This window comes from Vibrio metschnikovii CIP 69.14 (assembly GCF_000176155.1).
GTDB classification, from domain to species: domain Bacteria; phylum Pseudomonadota; class Gammaproteobacteria; order Enterobacterales; family Vibrionaceae; genus Vibrio; species Vibrio metschnikovii.
In genome coordinates this window covers 732,949-749,611 of the sequence record NZ_ACZO01000007.1, presented here as the reverse complement: position 1 = coordinate 749,611, position 16,663 = coordinate 732,949, and the positions used below count along the sequence as shown (strand labels likewise).

The following is a 16,663-nucleotide window of genomic DNA, read 5'->3' as shown; positions in this document are numbered from 1 at the left end:
TCTTGCTACACTTGCTCTAAGTGGATCAGCGCACATTGGCGCTGACAAAAAGCAAAGTGTTGTAGAGCGGAGATGTTGATTAGCCGCTGCTCTTCCATGAAATGAACACTCCAGATAAGAGTAAAATCCATGATTCATAGACCTTACTCTCTGATTAACCACCTAGAAATATTGTTTGGCTTCAACGCCCAAAGCATCCAATCCCTCTGCATTAAAATTGATTTTGTAATCAGAAAATGCAGCGGCAGGCGTGCCTTCTTCGCCATTGAGTCTTTCAACTGTAACGCGTTCAAACAATTTATGTGCAGGGGCATTACCTAAAGCGTTTTCATGCTTAAACACAATTAAACTACGTCCGACCATTTCTCCTCTGGCTGCGGAGTGATCATGCTCAAACATCATTTCCAAAGCTTTCCACACTTTCTCTAAATCTCCTTCAGAGAAGCCCGTTTTCTCAGCTAATTTAGCGGAAACAAAGCCATGTACACGATAAAGTCCATATGGAACGATGTGCTTTCGACCCATAGTACGTTCTTTTTCCAAATCCTTCTCGTTGGTGACAGCCATACGTGTAATTGAGATTTCCAGTGGAATAATCGGATCGATGGACTTAGCAAACGCCAACTGTAATGGCCCGCGAACTTGACCAGAGTTCACTTCCGTGGTCATTACCGCGCCAAAGGCACGGACATCAAAGAAGTTAGCACACATCCAAGCCGTTAGTTCTTTTGCCTTAGCTTGATCTTTGGGCAATTTTTTTGACTCAGGTTTAATTTCCAGCGCATCATACGCTTTTTGATTTTGTTGATTTAAAACACTCTTTTCCTGCACGTAAATGTCATAACCTGGTGAGTTTTCTTCAGTGAGCTGAATATAGTTTCTTATCTTGCGTTTAAGGCTTACATCGGTCACTAAACCTTTACTCGATTCAGGATCAAGACGCGGCATATTCCCCGCATCAGGATCTCCATTCGGGTTACCATTTGTTACATCAAAAAAGTAAACAAATTCACAGCGGTTTTGGATGGTCATTAGTCATTCCCTTCTGTCATTGATTCATCGGTTTTTATTTGTTCGGATTGAGAAAAGCGTGCATTTTTTTGATGGTAATAGCCAATCGAAAAGCGGCCTTGGTGCTCAATTGAAAAATGCCGTGGAAATTCTGTTGATAGCATCCCCATAATGTTGCCAAGCTCTTTTTCTAACGTAACGGCTAGACCAGGTTTTTCCTTGCGTAATTTCGACAGGTGGTGTTTGCTACCGGATAATAGCCTTGGGTAAATTGAGTAAGGCACAGTCGATGCTGAGGCATAATACTTGTCTGTAATTGTCGCATTGACTTTGTCACCCAAAGCGTTTCGTTGAATGCTTTCCAACACTGCAAATAGCCTTCCCAACAAATACGCGGGGTTAGTATTTGACTCATCTAAGCTCATAGAAATCTCCTCTTTTCCAAGTAATCTGAGTTCTCTTTGCAATACCGCTTTCACCATCGCAACCCGCAACTCACTAATATCGCCATCAGCCCTGAACCGTGCTAGCAATTGAGCCAATATCGCTCTTGGGTAACGCTGTCCGGTTAAAATAGCGCGCATCAATTCACCAGCTAAATGAGCTGGAGCATCATCAATCTTTGGCTTTTGCCCATCTCGATGAGGTGCCAATTGCAGCAATAAACGCCACACTGACGGCGCTGTTTTCCAAGGCTGTCGATTTAAAGCCAAATCTTGAAAGTGTTCCGCAAATCTCTGCTGAATATGCCCAAGGTCGGTTTGTAGCCAAAAGCGGATAGAAAGACGGGCAGCATTAGGTGCCAAACCTAAGATGAAGAATTGCGTATTGGGATCTAGATCCGGTGATATTTCTGGCAATGGTCGCCCTTTTACCAGCTTTTCTAATTCAGCTCCAAGCGCCGCCACTTCGCTGTCATCGCTTGGCATTGGTGGGTTAAAGCCCCTTAAAAAAAATGCTTCAGCACTCTTGGCCTTGTGCTCACTCTCTGCCAATGCCCAAAACACCACAATGGTGTCGCCTAAATTGACGACCTGATCATTCTCTCGACGTAGCAAGTAATTTAATGCCGTTGTGTAAGCAAAGGCTGCTTGTTCAGATACAGGAGCATTGTCCCCTTGCCCTTTACCAAAAGATTCAAACGATTCTTTATTAAAAGAGACAATGGAAACACCAGAGCTTTGCCCACCTGCAACGCCTTTAATAGCAGGGTGTAATCTGGAGATAGGCGCTTTCTTACCTGTAATTAAGCATGTGGCTTGCTTGACATCATCCGATTGCAGCAAACTACCCCAAATAGTTTTTGCTTCATCTGATTCGTGGATGTATTGACGCATTCCATCCAATTGGAAAACGATATTAGCGTCCAAAACATCTTGAGTAAGAATAGAGTTTCCAAAGTTCTCCGGCTGCCAATTTTGTAAGAATATCGCTAATGCTTTTAATCCCTTATCTTCAGAGTGCTCTAGCAGAGATAAATGCCATTCTCGAAAGGCTTCGAATGTGGGTAGGCTAAAGTCAAAAATTGCCTCGTTTTTTTTGCCCTTAGGCAAAGAAATGCCTAAGACATAAGCTGTTTTGTCCCATAGAAAGTTTGGTTTTATTCCTGACGTTCTTTTCTCAGGACGAGGGACATTCATTAATTTCGGTTTTGGTTTTTTTTCATCCGTTAAGTTAGGAACTATATCGACCAACTCCCCTTGTTCTGAAAGTACTAGAACATAGCTTATTTTTTCTTCGCTAAAGCCAAATGTAGGAACCTTGCTTTGGTTACCGCTATTAAGGCGATCGTAGTATTGATTTAAGGCTGATAAAATCATTACACCACCTTCGAAGATCGAAAAGGAGGCACATCTATCATCCCATCCTTTAATTCTGCTCGAAAAAATCTAGGCTCAGCGCCGTTCGCAAAATCAATATCATGCAGCATCCAGCCGAGATCTTTACTGGCGGTTGCCAATTCTGATTTAGGAAAATCCCATTCATGCTCAATTAGAGAAAAATACGCAGGGAATTCACGGTTTCCTAAACAAGGCTGATGAAAATACTGTCCCCTGCGAGCACGACGGTTAAAAATGTCGAGATGCTTTCCGATGGAATCCTCTGTGCCTGCTTTGTCACTCAACTCAAAATGCGCTTCAATAACGTAACTCACATCACGAAGCAAGGTTGTTGCCCTCTGTTGACGATTATCACCATCATCAATCAGGAAACTTAAATCTTGGGTACTTTTGCGTTTCATTGCACCACTGACTTTGGCACTGGACACTTTGCAATTACCTAATTCATTGCGCCGAATAGACTCAAAACGCACGGGTTTTAATACATGAATACGGTCGATTACCCAAATAATGGCCGGTTTCCAGTGAATAGCTTCCAAAATCCCCCTTGCAGCCGATGGGGTGATAACGTCGTAAGAAACGCGTTCCACCTTCATTTCCGGTCGAGTAAAGCACGCATATTCACCCCAAACATGCAGCTTGATGCCGTAAGCCATAATGCTCTCCTTTTGGCTTCTCTTAATTCATAAATTAATCCACGCCTCTGCGGGAGAGGCGACATCTCCAATACAAAACAGACAAAGTTTCAATCCACGCACCAACAACAGGCGCGACACCAGTCTTTTAGAAGAGAAAATGACCAGTCAAGGCCATCAATACGATGCTTAGGCTCCAGACAATGACTTTGACCGAAAAAGAAAACTGTCCCCCAAATTTGAAAACTAGTTTATTGTTTTCATCTTTCTTAACATAGATCGACCATCGACTATTCACTTTAACTCTCCTCAACGTACCTTAAAGAAAATAGTACGCAGACAAGCACCTGTCAAAAAATGACTTCTTTGTGTTTTTAGTATTAACAAAAAACTAAGTTTTCAGCCTTGATAAAATTAGGATCAGACCAACTGAGTCCAGATTTTGGATGATATATGTCCATGTTCACTAACTCCCAAAACTGTTCTTCAAACCGATACGGTGCAACTGTTTGAATCACTTTTGCCAATCGCAAGCTGTCAAAACCATTTTGTGGGATTTGTACTATATAAGGCTGTAGCTTTCTTAAAACACAACTCACATCATCCGTGCTTTCAAGTTCGTTCAATAGCTTGCGTGCTTCATCGTTATAAGGGATTAAAACCGGGCACATAAAGCTGTCAATCATTCTGAAAACACTGGCAATGCTCTGAAATGGGAAATCTAACTTCGAAGCACCAATTCGACAGGCTTTTAAAAGCTGTTTCTGATCGAGTTCTTCTCCTTTGCGCCAATAAACATTCGAGAAATACTCTTTGATAGCCAGTTGGTCTAATAAATTGTCATGGCCTTTTCGCAGCACCGCTCGCATATCTGCCGAGAGCCCTTTTAATTCAGGTGGGATGGGCCAATCCGGAGATCGAAAAATCCAAACGTGGCTATCTTCTTTTCCCCACAATCGTTCACGATTACAGCGCCCTGCCGCTTGCGCAATTGAATCTAAGCCAGCTTCGGCACGCATCACACAAGGAAAGCTAACATCAACCCCAGCTTCAATCAGCGATGTCGAGATGACTCGGCATGGCTGAGGTTTTTTTGGGTCTAACCGCTTACGAATCTCATCCAAAGTTGCTGTTCGGTGCGCTGGACACATCAAGGTTGTTAAATGAAACACCCCTACTGTTTGCTGCGTATTTAGTGTTCGGAACAGCGATTGGGCATGGCGGCGATTATTAACTATCGTAAGAATTTGATTATTCGCTTGAATACGCGAGACTAACTCATCATCACTAAGTTCGCCCAAATGAGAGACACTCACCAAACTGAGTTCGTCAAAAAGTCTCTTAGGTTCAGGGGCAATCTCGCGCACATTTGTGAATCCGTTAGTAAAATCAGGTTCACACAATGCTGGTTGAGTCGCGGTGCAGAGTACGATAGAACAGCCATAGTTGCGCGCCAACTCATCGATTACCGCCATCACAGGGCGGAGAAATTTAAGCGGCAGAGTTTGTGCTTCGTCCAGAATAATCACACTGCCAGAAATATTATGCAGTTTGCGGCAACGGGAGGGACGGTCAGCAAACAAAGACTCAAAAAACTGTACTGCCGTCGTGACAACCACTGGCATATCCCAGTTTTCCATTGCTAGTTTTAATTTGTCACGGGTTTCTTCAGCACCTTCTTTATCTTTTATTTTGCGATCATCAAAATTACTGTGATGCTCTAAAACAGAGGCCTCCCCCAGCTCGCCAAATGCGTCACGAAATACTTGAGCATTCTGCTCAATAATACTGGTAAACGGAATGACATAAATTACTCTACGCATGTTATGCGCCAGAGCGTGCTCTAATGCAAAAGCCATAGAACTAAGGGTTTTTCCTCCTCCGGTCGGCACAGTTAAAGTGAATAATCCTGGAGTAAGTTTTGCTTTGAGACGGGCTGTATCAAGAATCTCTTTACGAAGTTGATTAACGGTTTTCGTTTGGTCAGTACTTTTGATCTTGTCAGCTAATTTTTGATCAAACTGTATTTTTAACTCTGATAATTGAGGATAATCTCCACGCAATAAGGGCTTACCTTCAAGCCGTTTATAGAACTCATCAGTATCAATAAAATCCGCATCAACCAAACACGAAAAAATCATCCGAATCAAAAACGCGTATTGGAAACCTTGCAAATCGGCATCAGGGTTTGGTGATATCTCTGGAATAAGAGATTCGATTGATGGCAAGACAAGTTCAGACTGCCAAGTCTCACTATCTAGCACAGGTAAGTCTTTGCCAAATTGTAGCTCCAGTCTGTCTTTAAGCGCTCGACGTCCATCTCCTTCACCAGTTCCATTAGATAATCCTGCATGGTGACCTGCTATGGCATAAGCAACAAATTTATAAAATGGAAAATTGTTAAATTTTTCGTCTGGCAAAATTTCAGCCGCGATTTTAGCGCCAGCCGTAGCATGATCTACCTTGCTTGAGGCACCTTCAAGCCTTGCTTGAAATTCTGGAGTATATTTTCCCAGATCATGTAAAAGACCTGCAAGATAAGATAGTTTAGCTGCTTTAAAATATTTTGAGTTTAGTTCTGCGCACAAAGCCACTCGACACAAATGATCTTGTAATGGTTGCCAGTCAGACTTATCTTCTTTATTACCTGAATGTCCAAAGTAGTTACTCATTAATATATCCTTTGCGCTAAAATTAATTCATTTATCACTATCGGGATGGGCCATATAAAACTCAATTGGGCTTATACCATTTTACTTGAAGCTGCTGGGGTGTTGACTACGTTCGTTCACTCTAATCACATCGCTTGCCTATGCTCATAGGTATTATGAGAGCCATCCTTGGCTCTCACCACAGGTAAGCCTAGGGCTGTTCAAATTTATTCCAGACAAATTTTTCGCTCACTTGCCATCTAGCTGCAACTCCAGGTGGTTTAGGTATACATCGGAAAAAATATTGCCAAACCAGTTGATTGTGACGCCATAAAAATCAACTAATTGCAGTGCATAAAAAACCATAATAGCGCTATAGAACCGCACAAACCAGAAAACACGTTGAGTGGACTTTTAAAAATGAGATCTCAATGATTGTTGGCTCAAGTGATTGAGAATGAACGACAAGCCTTGCTCGAACACTTATCTTCACTTCAAATTGACGGAAGACAAAGAAAGATACTGTTATTCTATGATTTTCTGGCGAGTATTGAATGCATATTCGAACGACAAACACAATTGAATCATGTTCGCCACAATGTCAGTGAGAACAAGTAAAAACTACGTTAGTCGCCTCCTAACTATGGCATTCAAGCTAATGAAAAAGGCGGAATCAAAATAGTCAAGACTGAGGAAATTCAACCTACTGGCTGATGTATTTTAGTTTGAGTGATAAAAAGTAAACTACAACGAGTACATGAAAGCAATGTGACTGTTAGAGAAACTGATTTGGTTAACAGCGGTAGCACTCATCTATCTGTGGCGGTGATCGTAATTGCTTTGCTGATATTAGTCTTAACACAAACCAATCGATTATCTTCGCGTGCTTAGCGATGGTCTATCCAACAGCAGAATCAAAAAAAGCGAGCACGAAGCTCGCTTTTTACTATCTTTTTTACTATTAATTACAGTAATTCAATCGACTGCTGAGCAATTACAAATTCTTCATTAGTAGGCACAACAAGGGCCACTGCGCCTAATGGTTCTGATCTGGCGATGATCCCAGCATTGCCGAAACGAGCCTGTTCATTCGCCTGCTCATCTTCTACAAAGCCAAGAATTTTTAAATTGCGTAAGATTTCACGGCGGATAGGCAGGGCATTTTCACCAATACCACCCGTAAAAATAATTCCATCTAAAGAATCTAGGGCAGCAAGATAGGAAGCGATGTATTTAGCCACGCGGTAAGTAAACACTTGGAAGGCTAACGTCGCACCTTCGTGGCCTTGATCCATGGCTTCAAGGATACCACGCGCATCACTGGTTAAACCGGACACACCAAGGAAACCAGACGCTTTATTTAATGAGTTAAATACCTGCTCTTGCGTCCACCCTTTTTTCAACAAGAATTCAATGATCCCAGGGTCAAGGTCACCGCATCGAGTACCCATCATCAAACCAGATAAGGGAGTAAAGCCCATACTGGTATCAACACTCTGACCATCTTTAATCGCACAAACGGATGCACCATTACCTAAATGAACAGAGATAAAACTGCTTTGTTCAATGGGCTTATTGAGCATTTTGGCCGCTTCACGACTGACGAAGTAATGGCTGGTACCATGAAAACCATATCGGCGAATACCAAATTCGGTATAAAGCGATTTAGCAATACCACCGGTGTAAGCCTTCGGTGGCATCGTTTGGTGGAAGGCGGTATCAAAAACCGCAAACTGTGGCAGCTCAGGAAAAGTATGCATCGCTGCACGCATACCAATCGCATGAGCTTTGTTATGCAGCGGAGCTAAATCACTCAACGCTTCGACTTCTTGTACAATTTTCTCATCTAACTTAACGGTTTTTGTGAACTTTTCACCGCCATGAACGACGCGGTGTCCTATCGCCACCACCTCATCGATCAGACCGTAAGTTTTGACTAACTCAACCAGTTTTTCTACCGCTAACTGATGGTGGTTATTTTCACCTTGAATGGTGCAACTGGCTTTTTCTCCGCTACATTTCCAGCTCATTCGAGCATCATCCAGCCCAAAGCATTCACCGAGACCACTCAATACGGCATCACCCGTATTAGAATCAATAACCGCAAATTTCAGTGATGAGCTACCAGAGTTAATAACCAACACGTACGAGTTCGACATGGGGAGTATCCTGTATTCGACTATGAGTTTGAAGCCTGCGCTTCTCTTTTTTCGTGCCACCCATTATTCAATAATTTTTGAATCTTTCAACTTTTGTTTTGTTGTTTTGCTCGGTTAAGCCGCTTCTTTTATTGATCTGTAACAAATAATCTATTCTTTTCTAGCGAGAAATATTTCTCTGCCCTTATCCGCCTCGATAAAAGCCTCATCTTAAGCGGTGTGATAAAGACACATTCGTTTCCCTTCCAGATCTAAGACTCGAAAAGGCGTTTCGTAAATGTCTTCTAGTACCGAAGCTTGGATCACCTCTTCCACCGACCCACTGGCGACTACCATTCCCTTTTTTAGAGCAATAATCCGATCGGAATAACAGGAAGCAAAATTGATATCATGAATGACCACCACGACCGCTTTGTTTAAATCATGCGCCAGACGGCGGATCGTTTCCATAATCTGCAGTGAGTGTTTGATATCTAAGTTATTCAGCGGTTCATCCAAAAAGACACAATCGGTATCTTGAGCCATGACCATCGCAATAAACGCCAGCTGGCGTTGACCACCGCTCAATTCATCAAGGTATTTATGCTCCATGCTTTTAATATCAAGATAGGCAATCGCTTGATCAATGATCGCGTTATCCTCTACCGTGAGCTTACCTTGAGAATGTGGAAAACGTCCAAAAGCAACCAACTCACGCACAGTAAAGCGCATGGTCAGGTTGTTGGCTTGACGTAAAACGGACAATTTTTTGGCGAGGCTTTTGGTATCCCAATCCACCAATTCACGGCTTTCAATCCAAACTTTACCTTCATCACGTGACATTAAGCGGCTTGCCATTGATAACAAAGTGCTCTTGCCTGCCCCATTCGGACCAATAATTGAGGTCACCTGGCCTTTCGAAAATTGCGCGCTCGCTTGATGAACCACAGCTTGAGAGCCGAAATACTTGGTCAGTTTGTCTAATTGAATCATAACGGGCTACACCACTTTATTACGCAAGAGAAGAGAGAGGAAATAAATCCCACCAATGAAGTTAATGATCACGCTCAAGGTAGTACCGAATGAGAATACGTTTTCTACTATCCATTGACCGCCTAAAAGGGCGACGACCGACATAGCAGAGCAAGCGATCAGCAGCACACGATGCTGATAAGAGCGTAACCATTCACGAGTTAAATTGGTCACCAGCAAACCGAAAAACATTACTGGCCCCACTAAAGCCGTAGAAATAGAAACCAACACGGCACTCAGCAACATGACATCACGCGTGGTGCGCTTGACATTAACGCCGAGGCTGATCGCATTATCATTATCGAGCCAAAAAACATCGAGTGTACGATGCATACGGAACAGTAAATAACTCACCACAAGTAATAACGGAGAGACGGCATAAACCAATTTCACGTTAACATTATTGAAGCTGGCAAACATTTTGGCTTGCACCGCCGCAAAGTCATTTGGATCCATCAACATAATGAAAAATGAGGAAAAGTTCGAAAATAGTTGACCTAAAATAACCCCCAACAACAAAAGAACAATAATGTTATTGCGCTGACGGCGAAAATAGAAAGTGAAAAGCAAACTCGAAAACACCAGCATAGCAGCAACCGATAACGCAAAATTTAAATAGCTATTGAGCATAATCACGCTGAAGCTGCCAAATAAAACCACCACTAGCACTTGCACCAAAAGATACAAGGCGTCAAACCCCATGATACTCGGCGTCAAAATTCTATTGTGAGTAATGGTTTGAAAAGCTAAAGAGGATTGAGCAATGGCAATAGCAGCCACCACAATCGCTAACACTTTTGGGATCCGACGAGACAAAAAATACTGATAGTTATCGGCGTTAAGGCCAACGCTAATAAACAGAACCGCAAATAATAACGCCAGTACCATCATCAATAGCGTTTTATGTTTATCTTGCATGCTGAGGACCTCTCAAAATCAACACGATAAACGCAATGCCGCCAATAATACTGATGATCATCGAAATCGGTATTTCATAAGGAAAAATCAGCACACGACTGATAATGTCGCAGAGTAGAACGAGGGAAGCGCCAAACAGCGCAGTACGTGGAATATTTTTACGCAGGTTATCGCCATAAAAATAACTGACTACATTAGGGACGATCAATCCTAAAAAGGGCAATTGTCCAACGATCATCACCACCGATGCCGCCATAATGGAAACCAAACACACACCGAGAGTGAGCACCTGTTGATAATTAAGACCGAGATTAATCGCAAAATCTTTACCCATCCCGACAGCGGATATTCTTGCAGCGTATAAATAGCTCAACATAGCGACCGGAATCGCAATATACAGCAGTTCGAAATCACCACTCAGTAAGTTGGCAAAATTAGCCACCGCCCAACCCGATAAGTTTTGTAAAGCGTCATAACGATAAGCGATGAAGGTCGCGGCAGATTGAACAACACTGCCAAAGATAATCCCGATCAGCGGAACAAACACCACATTCTTAAATTGAATACGTTGGATCAGTTGCACAAACATCAAGGTACCGATCATCGCCGTCGAGAAAATCAGTAATAAGCTCTCGCCATGACCAAAAATCACTAAGCTCAGCACGTAGCCAAGCATCGCACATTCGATCGTGCCGGACGTTGAAGGCGCAGCAAAACGGTTTTGACTAATTTGCTGCATGATAAGACCAGCAATGCTCAATCCACCACCGGCTAAAAGTACTGCCAATAAACGCGGTATACGGCTCGTCAACAACAATTGCCAAGCCACTTCATCCCCTTGCATCAACGCAGAAAAAGACAGTTGTCCCACACCAACAAACAAGGAAACTAAACTCAGGAATAGGAGCACGAGTAATAACTTTTTCAAAGTTAACCTCAAATAACGACAAAAATGAAATCAAATCTAGCAAGAAGGTAAGCAAAGCCTAGAGCATCGATCTTATGATGAGTAGAGAAAACCAGTTTCGTTAATCCACAAGCTTCAATAACGATTGGTTGATGGTAGCTATCTCAGAGCGCTAACAGACTCAGAGCATCAACCAAGTCTGTTAGTGACCTAATGTAAACCATGTGAAACCGCTGGCTAATGACGATTATTGAGCATTAACAAGACAGCAGTCTCACACAGAAAACCGATAGGATTAATGGAGGCTAACTTGCATATCACTTAACATCTGCTCGGTCGCCGTCACACCGGCAATCGATAAATACCAAGCATTCAAATCTAAAAATACCATCCGATCTTGCTTATAGGCATCGGTCGCTTTAATCAATGGATTTTCAAATTCATCACGCGTATGGCTTTGTCCTTTATTGACCAACTTATCGCGGTCGATAATAAACAACGTTTGAGGATTATTTTGACGGATATATTCGTAAGAGACCAAGTTACCATGGTTAGCCGTTTGCTTAACCTGTGCTGCCTCACTGAATCCAAAATCTTTATAAATCGCAGCAAAGCGGGAATTAGCGCCAAAGGTGGTAATATTGCCACCAGAACTCATCACCGTCATCGCTTGTGCGTGATGCTGTTGATTGTAAGCGTTAACCTCAGCGAATTTTTGATCTAACTGGGCAATTTTTTCTTCAACTTTATCTTCAATAGCAAAAATTTTACCTAAATTGCGCCACTGAGCTTGAGTGCTCTGCCAATACGGTTGGTTATCATCCACCGCAAATACTACGGTTGGCGCAATTTTATTCAATTCATCATAAGCCGTTCGTGCAGCGCGCGGACCAGTAATGATCAGATCCGGTTTTTGCATAAAAATACGCTCAAAATCAGGCTCAAATAACGAACCTGCAGGAGCGTAATCATCTCCTCGGTATTTGGCTAAATAATCAGGCAACTCGGCAACTTTTGAGACGGCGACAGGATTAATTCCAAAATAATCAACAGCGTCTAATGGGCCAACACCAATGACCACCACACGTTGAGGATTTTGCGGTAAGGTGGTTTTACCCATTTGATGCTCAATGGTCACATTGGCGGCGTGGACTGACATTGAAGTGAGCAAGCCCAATGCTGCCCAACTGATTATTGATTTCATACGATTCCTTACTGGCGAAAATGACTGCGATATATTTTGATAAGCATTCGCATTAGTGTCGAGAACTATAACCAGTTCTGTTTTCCCTCGCAATAGCCATCGTCCGATTTGGTTAAGATTGAACGCTAAAATCCTTTAACCACAATATTGACCATCGTCTGCCATTCATATTATTGATGATAAAAGACAATTAAAACGCCCCATCAATCGATTGAGAAAATCAACCGGGTTATATTAGACGAAGAGTCAATAAGGTGATGAGTAGGCTAGCAAGCGTCGATCCCAACACACACAGTAAAAAACATAACTGCGCCGTATGCTGACGGGTGAAGCGAACAATAAAGGGGGCTGAAATAAATAACCCGAGACAAACCAAACGTATATCGAACCATGCAAACCACGATAATAAGGTGACCACGCCAATCACACTAATGAGCCAACGTGACGAAACCGCCACTTTCATCCCCATCCCAACTAAAAAAACCACCGTTGCTAACCACGCTAACATAAACACCACACATGATATTGATTCTCATTTAAATAATGTAGAGACTCCAAAGACTGAAAGCAATAGCAAGCCTAAAAAAACCTTATCATTAACGTGGCATTAATTCATATCATCCAATAATAGGTTAAGTTAGCACCATCAACTCAGATTAGTTTATCTAATCATAAGTATAGAATTATATCGTGCTAGCTTCATCACTTTTTGATTGATTAACCGTATACTGATGACTAATATCACGCGCCGTAAACACTGGTTTTCTGGTTATTTTTATTCATCCTTGATATCAATCCTCACGCTTTAATGTTGTTAGGTGGAGAACGTAATGTCTGCAACATTTCCATTAGTCAAATTGACTTTCTTGATCGCGATTTTAGCGGCGGTAGGTCAAATGACACAAACTATGTATGTCCCATCTATTGGTCATATGGCTGGAGAGTTTTTAGTTTCTCCATCAGCGCTACAAGCCGTGATGGCGTGTTATTTAATTCCCTACGGTCTCTCACAGTTTGCTTATGGGCCACTGTCTGATCGCTTAGGCCGAAAACCGATCATCATTGTTGGATTGGTTATTTATATTTTCGGGACTTTGATGGCATTATTCGCTCATCAATACCACTGGTTTTTAGCCGGTAGTTTTATTCAAGGTCTTGGTATTGGCTGTGGTGGCGCGATGTGCCGTACACTCACCCGTGACTGTTTTACCGGTAGTAAACTTCATCAAGCCAACAGCTTGATCAGTATGTGTTTGATTTTCTCACCACTGATTGCGCCAGTATTGGGTGGCTACTTAACCGAAGCGTTTGGCTGGCGATCTAGCTATCTGTTTTTATCGCTCTTTGCAATTGCAGTGCTGATTACAATGCTGACTAGCTTAGTCGAGACCTTACCGAAAGCGAACCGCCGAAAAGAACCTGTGATACGCAGTTATCAGTTTGTGATGTCGGATCACCGCTTTCAAGGCTACTTAATCTGCTTAGTCGCGACCTTCGCTGGCTTAGCGGTCTTTGAAGCTGCTGCAGGTGTATTACTTGGTGGCGTATTAGCTCTGCCAGCGACAACTGTTAGCTTATTGTTTGTAACACCCATTCCGGGTTACTTAGCTGGCGCTTGGTTATCTAGCGTCGTCGCGCAGAAATACAGTGAAAAACAAGCGTTGCGTGTCGGTCTAATGGCGATTTTTTGTGGCTCAATGATTGTCCTCATCCCTGGTCTGTTCGACCAAACGACCGCATTAACACTCATTGGTGGCGCAACGGTGTATTTTCTCGGTGCGGGTATTTTGTTTCCCGCGGCGACAACCGGAGCGCTCAATCCACTGCCTTACCATGCCGGCACTGGTGGTGCGATATTGGGGGGAATGCAAAACTTAGGCGCGGGCTTAGCCACGCTAACCGCCTCTTTGTTTCCTACGACTAACCAGCTTCCTCTGGGGATCATTATGTTATTGATGTCCATGCTGGCGATACTGGGTTTAAAGCGAGTCTACAAGCCGCAAGACCCATCACAGTCAATGCCACTACCAATTTGATATGACCATGTGCTTTCAATTTGAGGTTGTTTGGCTACAAACTCAAATAAATCAGGGGCGTAATCAATACGCCCCTGCTGCTTTGTGATTAATTTTTCAGGATTAAAAAGGGATTTCAAGCTGTAAAAACCAATCGGTTTGCGACATTTCATGCCAACGATAGTCGAGGCGTAAACGAGGTAAACCGTTTCTCTTATCGCCATAAGCCAAGCTAAGCGCGACACCGTGATTTTTTAACCATTCTTCTAAAGTCATTTCCGCTTCTTGCTCAGCAAGCTCATCCGGCATCCAGACACTGACGCCAAAATAACCTTGCTGATAATTAGAACTGACTATCGGGTCAGCCTTGATAACACCATCAGCAACCCAGCCCGTCCAGTAGTCATCCGCTTTCTCTGATCGATTCACCGACAAAGTCAACCCGGTATAATTAGCTTCTCGCCATTCATCACATACCGTTTGATGGCTAAAAATAACCGAACGGATTGATAAAGATTGCTCAACGCCATCGTAAGGTGAACAGTCCATGACCGAGCTGGATAACATCAACCATCCCCACACTACTGGCTGCATCATTTGGCGATGATTCTTTGTGCATTTTGCATACGATTAGCGATACACCTGAAGTTGTTCAAGGAGCGCGGCAACACTCGGAGTGGTTAGACCTTGGATATTTTCCCTCGCGGCGATAGCCTGACGAATATGGGTACTACGAATGTTCACTTTTTCTGGGCAGACCATTACCGACCAATGCCGCACAATCTCTTCTGCTCGATAAAACTCGTGGAAACGAAAGAAGTTATCTGGACCAATCACAAATGTCAGTTCAGCATCAGGCAATTGGCTCTGTAAATGCGTCAACAAAGCATAAGTTGTCACACTCTGATCTGGTTGCCACAACGCTTGCTCTATCGCCAACAACTCGATATGGCTGGTAGTCAAGTCTTTAATAAAAGCGTCGACTAAACGACAGCGTAATGTGTAATCCAGCATGGTTTTACCCCAAGCATGGCTAATGCTGGGTATTAATAATACGCGATCAAAATGGCTCAACGACTCAAGAACATGTTTATGCCCTAGTGACGGTGGATTAAACGCACTACCAAAGACGGCCACTTTTTGCATCGTTTCCTCAATTCAAGACTCAGCCCGTATTCACGGTTTTCTAATTTCATGTTTGCGGTATGATATACCTAAGTCACCTCATTATGCGAGCCTTAGCCACCTCGGTTTAGCAAGCCAGAAAGGAAATCTTATGGAACACATCATTCGACAAGAAATGCGCGTACAACCTAGCATTGATCCTCACTTTGAAATTGAACGACGCGTCACGTTTATTAAACGCAAACTTTTAACGTCTGGCTGTCAATCGTTAGTCCTTGGGATCAGTGGCGGTGTCGATTCAACCACGTGTGGCCGCCTTGCACAGCTCGCCGTTGATCAACTCAATCAAGAACAACAAACGCAAGCTTACCAATTTATTGCCGTTCGCCTACCTTATGGTGAACAAAAAGATGAGCAAGAAGCTCAGTTAGCTTTATCGTTTATTCAACCCACTCATGCGGTCTCGGTCAACATTAAAGCGGGCGTCGATGGTTTACATGCAGCTTCGCATCAAGCACTCGCCAATACTGGCTTATTGCCTAATGATCAAGCCAAAGTCGATTTTGTCAAAGGCAATGTTAAAGCGCGGGCACGTATGATTGCTCAATATGAAATCGCTGGCTATGTCGGTGGCTTGGTACTGGGTACCGACCATTCTGCGGAAAACATTACTGGCTTTTACACCAAATATGGTGATGGTGCCTGTGATTTAGCGCCACTGTTTGGTCTCAATAAACGCCAAGTGCGCTTACTGGCCGCCACACTGGGCGCACCTGAAGTCTTAGTTAACAAAGTCCCTACGGCTGATTTAGAAGAGCTAGCTCCACAAAAAGCCGATGAAGACGCGCTTAATCTCACTTATCAACAAATTGATGATTTTTTAGAAGGTAAACCAGTCCCTAGCTATGTGGCTGAACGTTTGATTCATATCTATCAAGTCACTCAACATAAACGACAGCCGATCCCAACCATTTATGACGAATCATTGTAACCAGCGTGGTGCATGATTCGGATTCGCCTTCCGTTCCCTAAAAACAGCCGAGCATCCGCTCGGCTTTTTCTTGCTTTCCACGTTAAAAACTACACTTTGGCTACATTAACACCTTAAAAAGATTAACTTTTTCGGATTTTAATGGGACAAAGATCACAATAAGTCACTTCCATTTTTAAAATGTAAATATGTGTG

General features: G+C 43.0%; 15 protein-coding genes. 2 read left to right on the top strand and 13 right to left on the bottom strand.

Annotated features, from left to right (window positions below; genetic code table 11):
- Nucleotides 1-5: 5 nt before the first annotated feature.
- The 11 genes from VIB_RS18250 to VIB_RS14840 form a co-directional block, all read right to left on the bottom strand.
- Nucleotides 6-131 (bottom strand): hypothetical protein, encoded by a 126-nt coding sequence (locus VIB_RS18250; protein WP_004397040.1) that lies wholly within the window; start codon nucleotides 129-131, stop codon nucleotides 6-8.
- A 31-nt stretch (nucleotides 132-162) separates the two neighbouring features.
- Nucleotides 163-1,032: a type I-C CRISPR-associated protein Cas7/Csd2 gene (cas7c, locus tag VIB_RS14885; protein WP_004397039.1), complete on the bottom strand. Its 870-nt coding sequence runs from the start codon at nucleotides 1,030-1,032 to the stop codon at nucleotides 163-165.
- Complete coding sequence (gene cas8c / locus VIB_RS14880) at nucleotides 1,032-2,831, bottom strand: type I-C CRISPR-associated protein Cas8c/Csd1 (protein ID WP_004397038.1); 1,800 nt, start codon at nucleotides 2,829-2,831, stop codon at nucleotides 1,032-1,034. Before cas8c ends, cas7c begins: the two co-directional genes overlap by 1 nt.
- Nucleotides 2,831-3,508 (bottom strand): type I-C CRISPR-associated protein Cas5c, encoded by a 678-nt coding sequence (gene cas5c, locus VIB_RS14875; RefSeq protein WP_004397037.1) that lies wholly within the window; start codon nucleotides 3,506-3,508, stop codon nucleotides 2,831-2,833. Before cas5c ends, cas8c begins: the two co-directional genes overlap by 1 nt.
- Nucleotides 3,509-3,867: 359 nt before the next feature.
- Nucleotides 3,868-6,159 carry a CRISPR-associated helicase/endonuclease Cas3 gene (locus tag VIB_RS14870; RefSeq protein ID WP_004397036.1) on the bottom strand — a complete coding sequence of 764 codons (2,292 nt, stop codon included), beginning with the start codon at nucleotides 6,157-6,159 and terminating at the stop codon, nucleotides 3,868-3,870.
- A 944-nt stretch (nucleotides 6,160-7,103) separates the two neighbouring features.
- Complete coding sequence (locus VIB_RS14865; protein WP_004397034.1) at nucleotides 7,104-8,297, bottom strand: acetate/propionate family kinase; 1,194 nt, start codon at nucleotides 8,295-8,297, stop codon at nucleotides 7,104-7,106.
- A gap of 210 nt (nucleotides 8,298-8,507) precedes the next feature.
- Nucleotides 8,508-9,269 (bottom strand): iron chelate ABC transporter ATP-binding protein VctC, encoded by a 762-nt coding sequence (gene vctC / locus VIB_RS14860; protein WP_004397033.1) that lies wholly within the window; start codon nucleotides 9,267-9,269, stop codon nucleotides 8,508-8,510.
- Nucleotides 9,270-9,275: 6 nt separating this feature from the next.
- A complete protein-coding gene (gene vctG, locus VIB_RS14855; protein WP_004397031.1) occupies nucleotides 9,276-10,226 on the bottom strand; it encodes an iron chelate uptake ABC transporter permease subunit VctG in 951 nt (316 codons plus the stop codon).
- The gene (gene vctD, locus VIB_RS14850) at nucleotides 10,216-11,154 is read right to left on the bottom strand and encodes an iron chelate uptake ABC transporter permease subunit VctD (RefSeq protein WP_004397030.1); all 939 of its coding nucleotides are present in this window, start codon (nucleotides 11,152-11,154) and stop codon (nucleotides 10,216-10,218) included. The genes vctG and vctD overlap by 11 nt, the downstream gene beginning before the upstream one ends.
- A gap of 274 nt (nucleotides 11,155-11,428) precedes the next feature.
- Nucleotides 11,429-12,337 (bottom strand): siderophore ABC transporter substrate-binding protein, encoded by a 909-nt coding sequence (locus VIB_RS14845; RefSeq protein WP_040905311.1) that lies wholly within the window; start codon nucleotides 12,335-12,337, stop codon nucleotides 11,429-11,431.
- A gap of 229 nt (nucleotides 12,338-12,566) precedes the next feature.
- Nucleotides 12,567-12,845 carry a hypothetical protein gene (locus VIB_RS14840; protein ID WP_040905308.1) on the bottom strand — a complete coding sequence of 93 codons (279 nt, stop codon included), beginning with the start codon at nucleotides 12,843-12,845 and terminating at the stop codon, nucleotides 12,567-12,569.
- 322 nt (nucleotides 12,846-13,167) lie between these two features.
- Between VIB_RS14840 and emrD the strand changes: the two genes are divergently transcribed.
- Complete coding sequence (emrD, locus tag VIB_RS14835) at nucleotides 13,168-14,373, top strand: multidrug efflux MFS transporter EmrD (RefSeq protein ID WP_004397028.1); 1,206 nt, start codon at nucleotides 13,168-13,170, stop codon at nucleotides 14,371-14,373.
- Between the two features lie 102 nt (nucleotides 14,374-14,475).
- Here the strand turns inward: emrD and VIB_RS17110 are convergent, their stop codons facing one another.
- Nucleotides 14,476-14,949 (bottom strand): hypothetical protein, encoded by a 474-nt coding sequence (locus tag VIB_RS17110; protein ID WP_050782761.1) that lies wholly within the window; start codon nucleotides 14,947-14,949, stop codon nucleotides 14,476-14,478.
- Between the two features lie 33 nt (nucleotides 14,950-14,982).
- Nucleotides 14,983-15,498, bottom strand: a complete 516-nt coding sequence (locus tag VIB_RS14825; RefSeq protein WP_040905305.1) for a nicotinate-nicotinamide nucleotide adenylyltransferase — start codon at nucleotides 15,496-15,498, stop codon at nucleotides 14,983-14,985.
- A 130-nt stretch (nucleotides 15,499-15,628) separates the two neighbouring features.
- Between VIB_RS14825 and nadE the strand changes: the two genes are divergently transcribed.
- The gene (nadE, locus tag VIB_RS14820) at nucleotides 15,629-16,468 is read left to right on the top strand and encodes an ammonia-dependent NAD(+) synthetase (protein WP_004397016.1); all 840 of its coding nucleotides are present in this window, start codon (nucleotides 15,629-15,631) and stop codon (nucleotides 16,466-16,468) included.
- Nucleotides 16,469-16,663 lie beyond the last annotated feature (195 nt).

Coding starts and splice junctions, on each gene's coding strand:
- cas8c (WP_004397038.1), bottom strand. CDS start 2,831: ATGATTTTATCAGCCTTAAATCAATACTACGATCGCCTTAATAGCGGT.
- VIB_RS14840 (WP_040905308.1), bottom strand. CDS start 12,845: ATGTTAGCGTGGTTAGCAACGGTGGTTTTTTTAGTTGGGATGGGGATG.
- VIB_RS17110 (WP_050782761.1), bottom strand. CDS start 14,949: ATGATGCAGCCAGTAGTGTGGGGATGGTTGATGTTATCCAGCTCGGTC.
- cas7c (WP_004397039.1), bottom strand. CDS start 1,032: ATGACCATCCAAAACCGCTGTGAATTTGTTTACTTTTTTGATGTAACA.
- VIB_RS14870 (WP_004397036.1), bottom strand. CDS start 6,159: ATGAGTAACTACTTTGGACATTCAGGTAATAAAGAAGATAAGTCTGAC.
- vctG (WP_004397031.1), bottom strand. CDS start 10,226: ATGCAAGATAAACATAAAACGCTATTGATGATGGTACTGGCGTTATTA.
- VIB_RS18250 (WP_004397040.1), bottom strand. CDS start 131: ATGGATTTTACTCTTATCTGGAGTGTTCATTTCATGGAAGAGCAGCGG.
- vctC (WP_004397033.1), bottom strand. CDS start 9,269: ATGATTCAATTAGACAAACTGACCAAGTATTTCGGCTCTCAAGCTGTG.
- cas5c (WP_004397037.1), bottom strand. CDS start 3,508: ATGGCTTACGGCATCAAGCTGCATGTTTGGGGTGAATATGCGTGCTTT.
- emrD (WP_004397028.1), top strand. CDS start 13,168: ATGTCTGCAACATTTCCATTAGTCAAATTGACTTTCTTGATCGCGATT.
- VIB_RS14865 (WP_004397034.1), bottom strand. CDS start 8,297: ATGTCGAACTCGTACGTGTTGGTTATTAACTCTGGTAGCTCATCACTG.
- nadE (WP_004397016.1), top strand. CDS start 15,629: ATGGAACACATCATTCGACAAGAAATGCGCGTACAACCTAGCATTGAT.
- VIB_RS14825 (WP_040905305.1), bottom strand. CDS start 15,498: ATGCAAAAAGTGGCCGTCTTTGGTAGTGCGTTTAATCCACCGTCACTA.
- VIB_RS14845 (WP_040905311.1), bottom strand. CDS start 12,337: ATGAAATCAATAATCAGTTGGGCAGCATTGGGCTTGCTCACTTCAATG.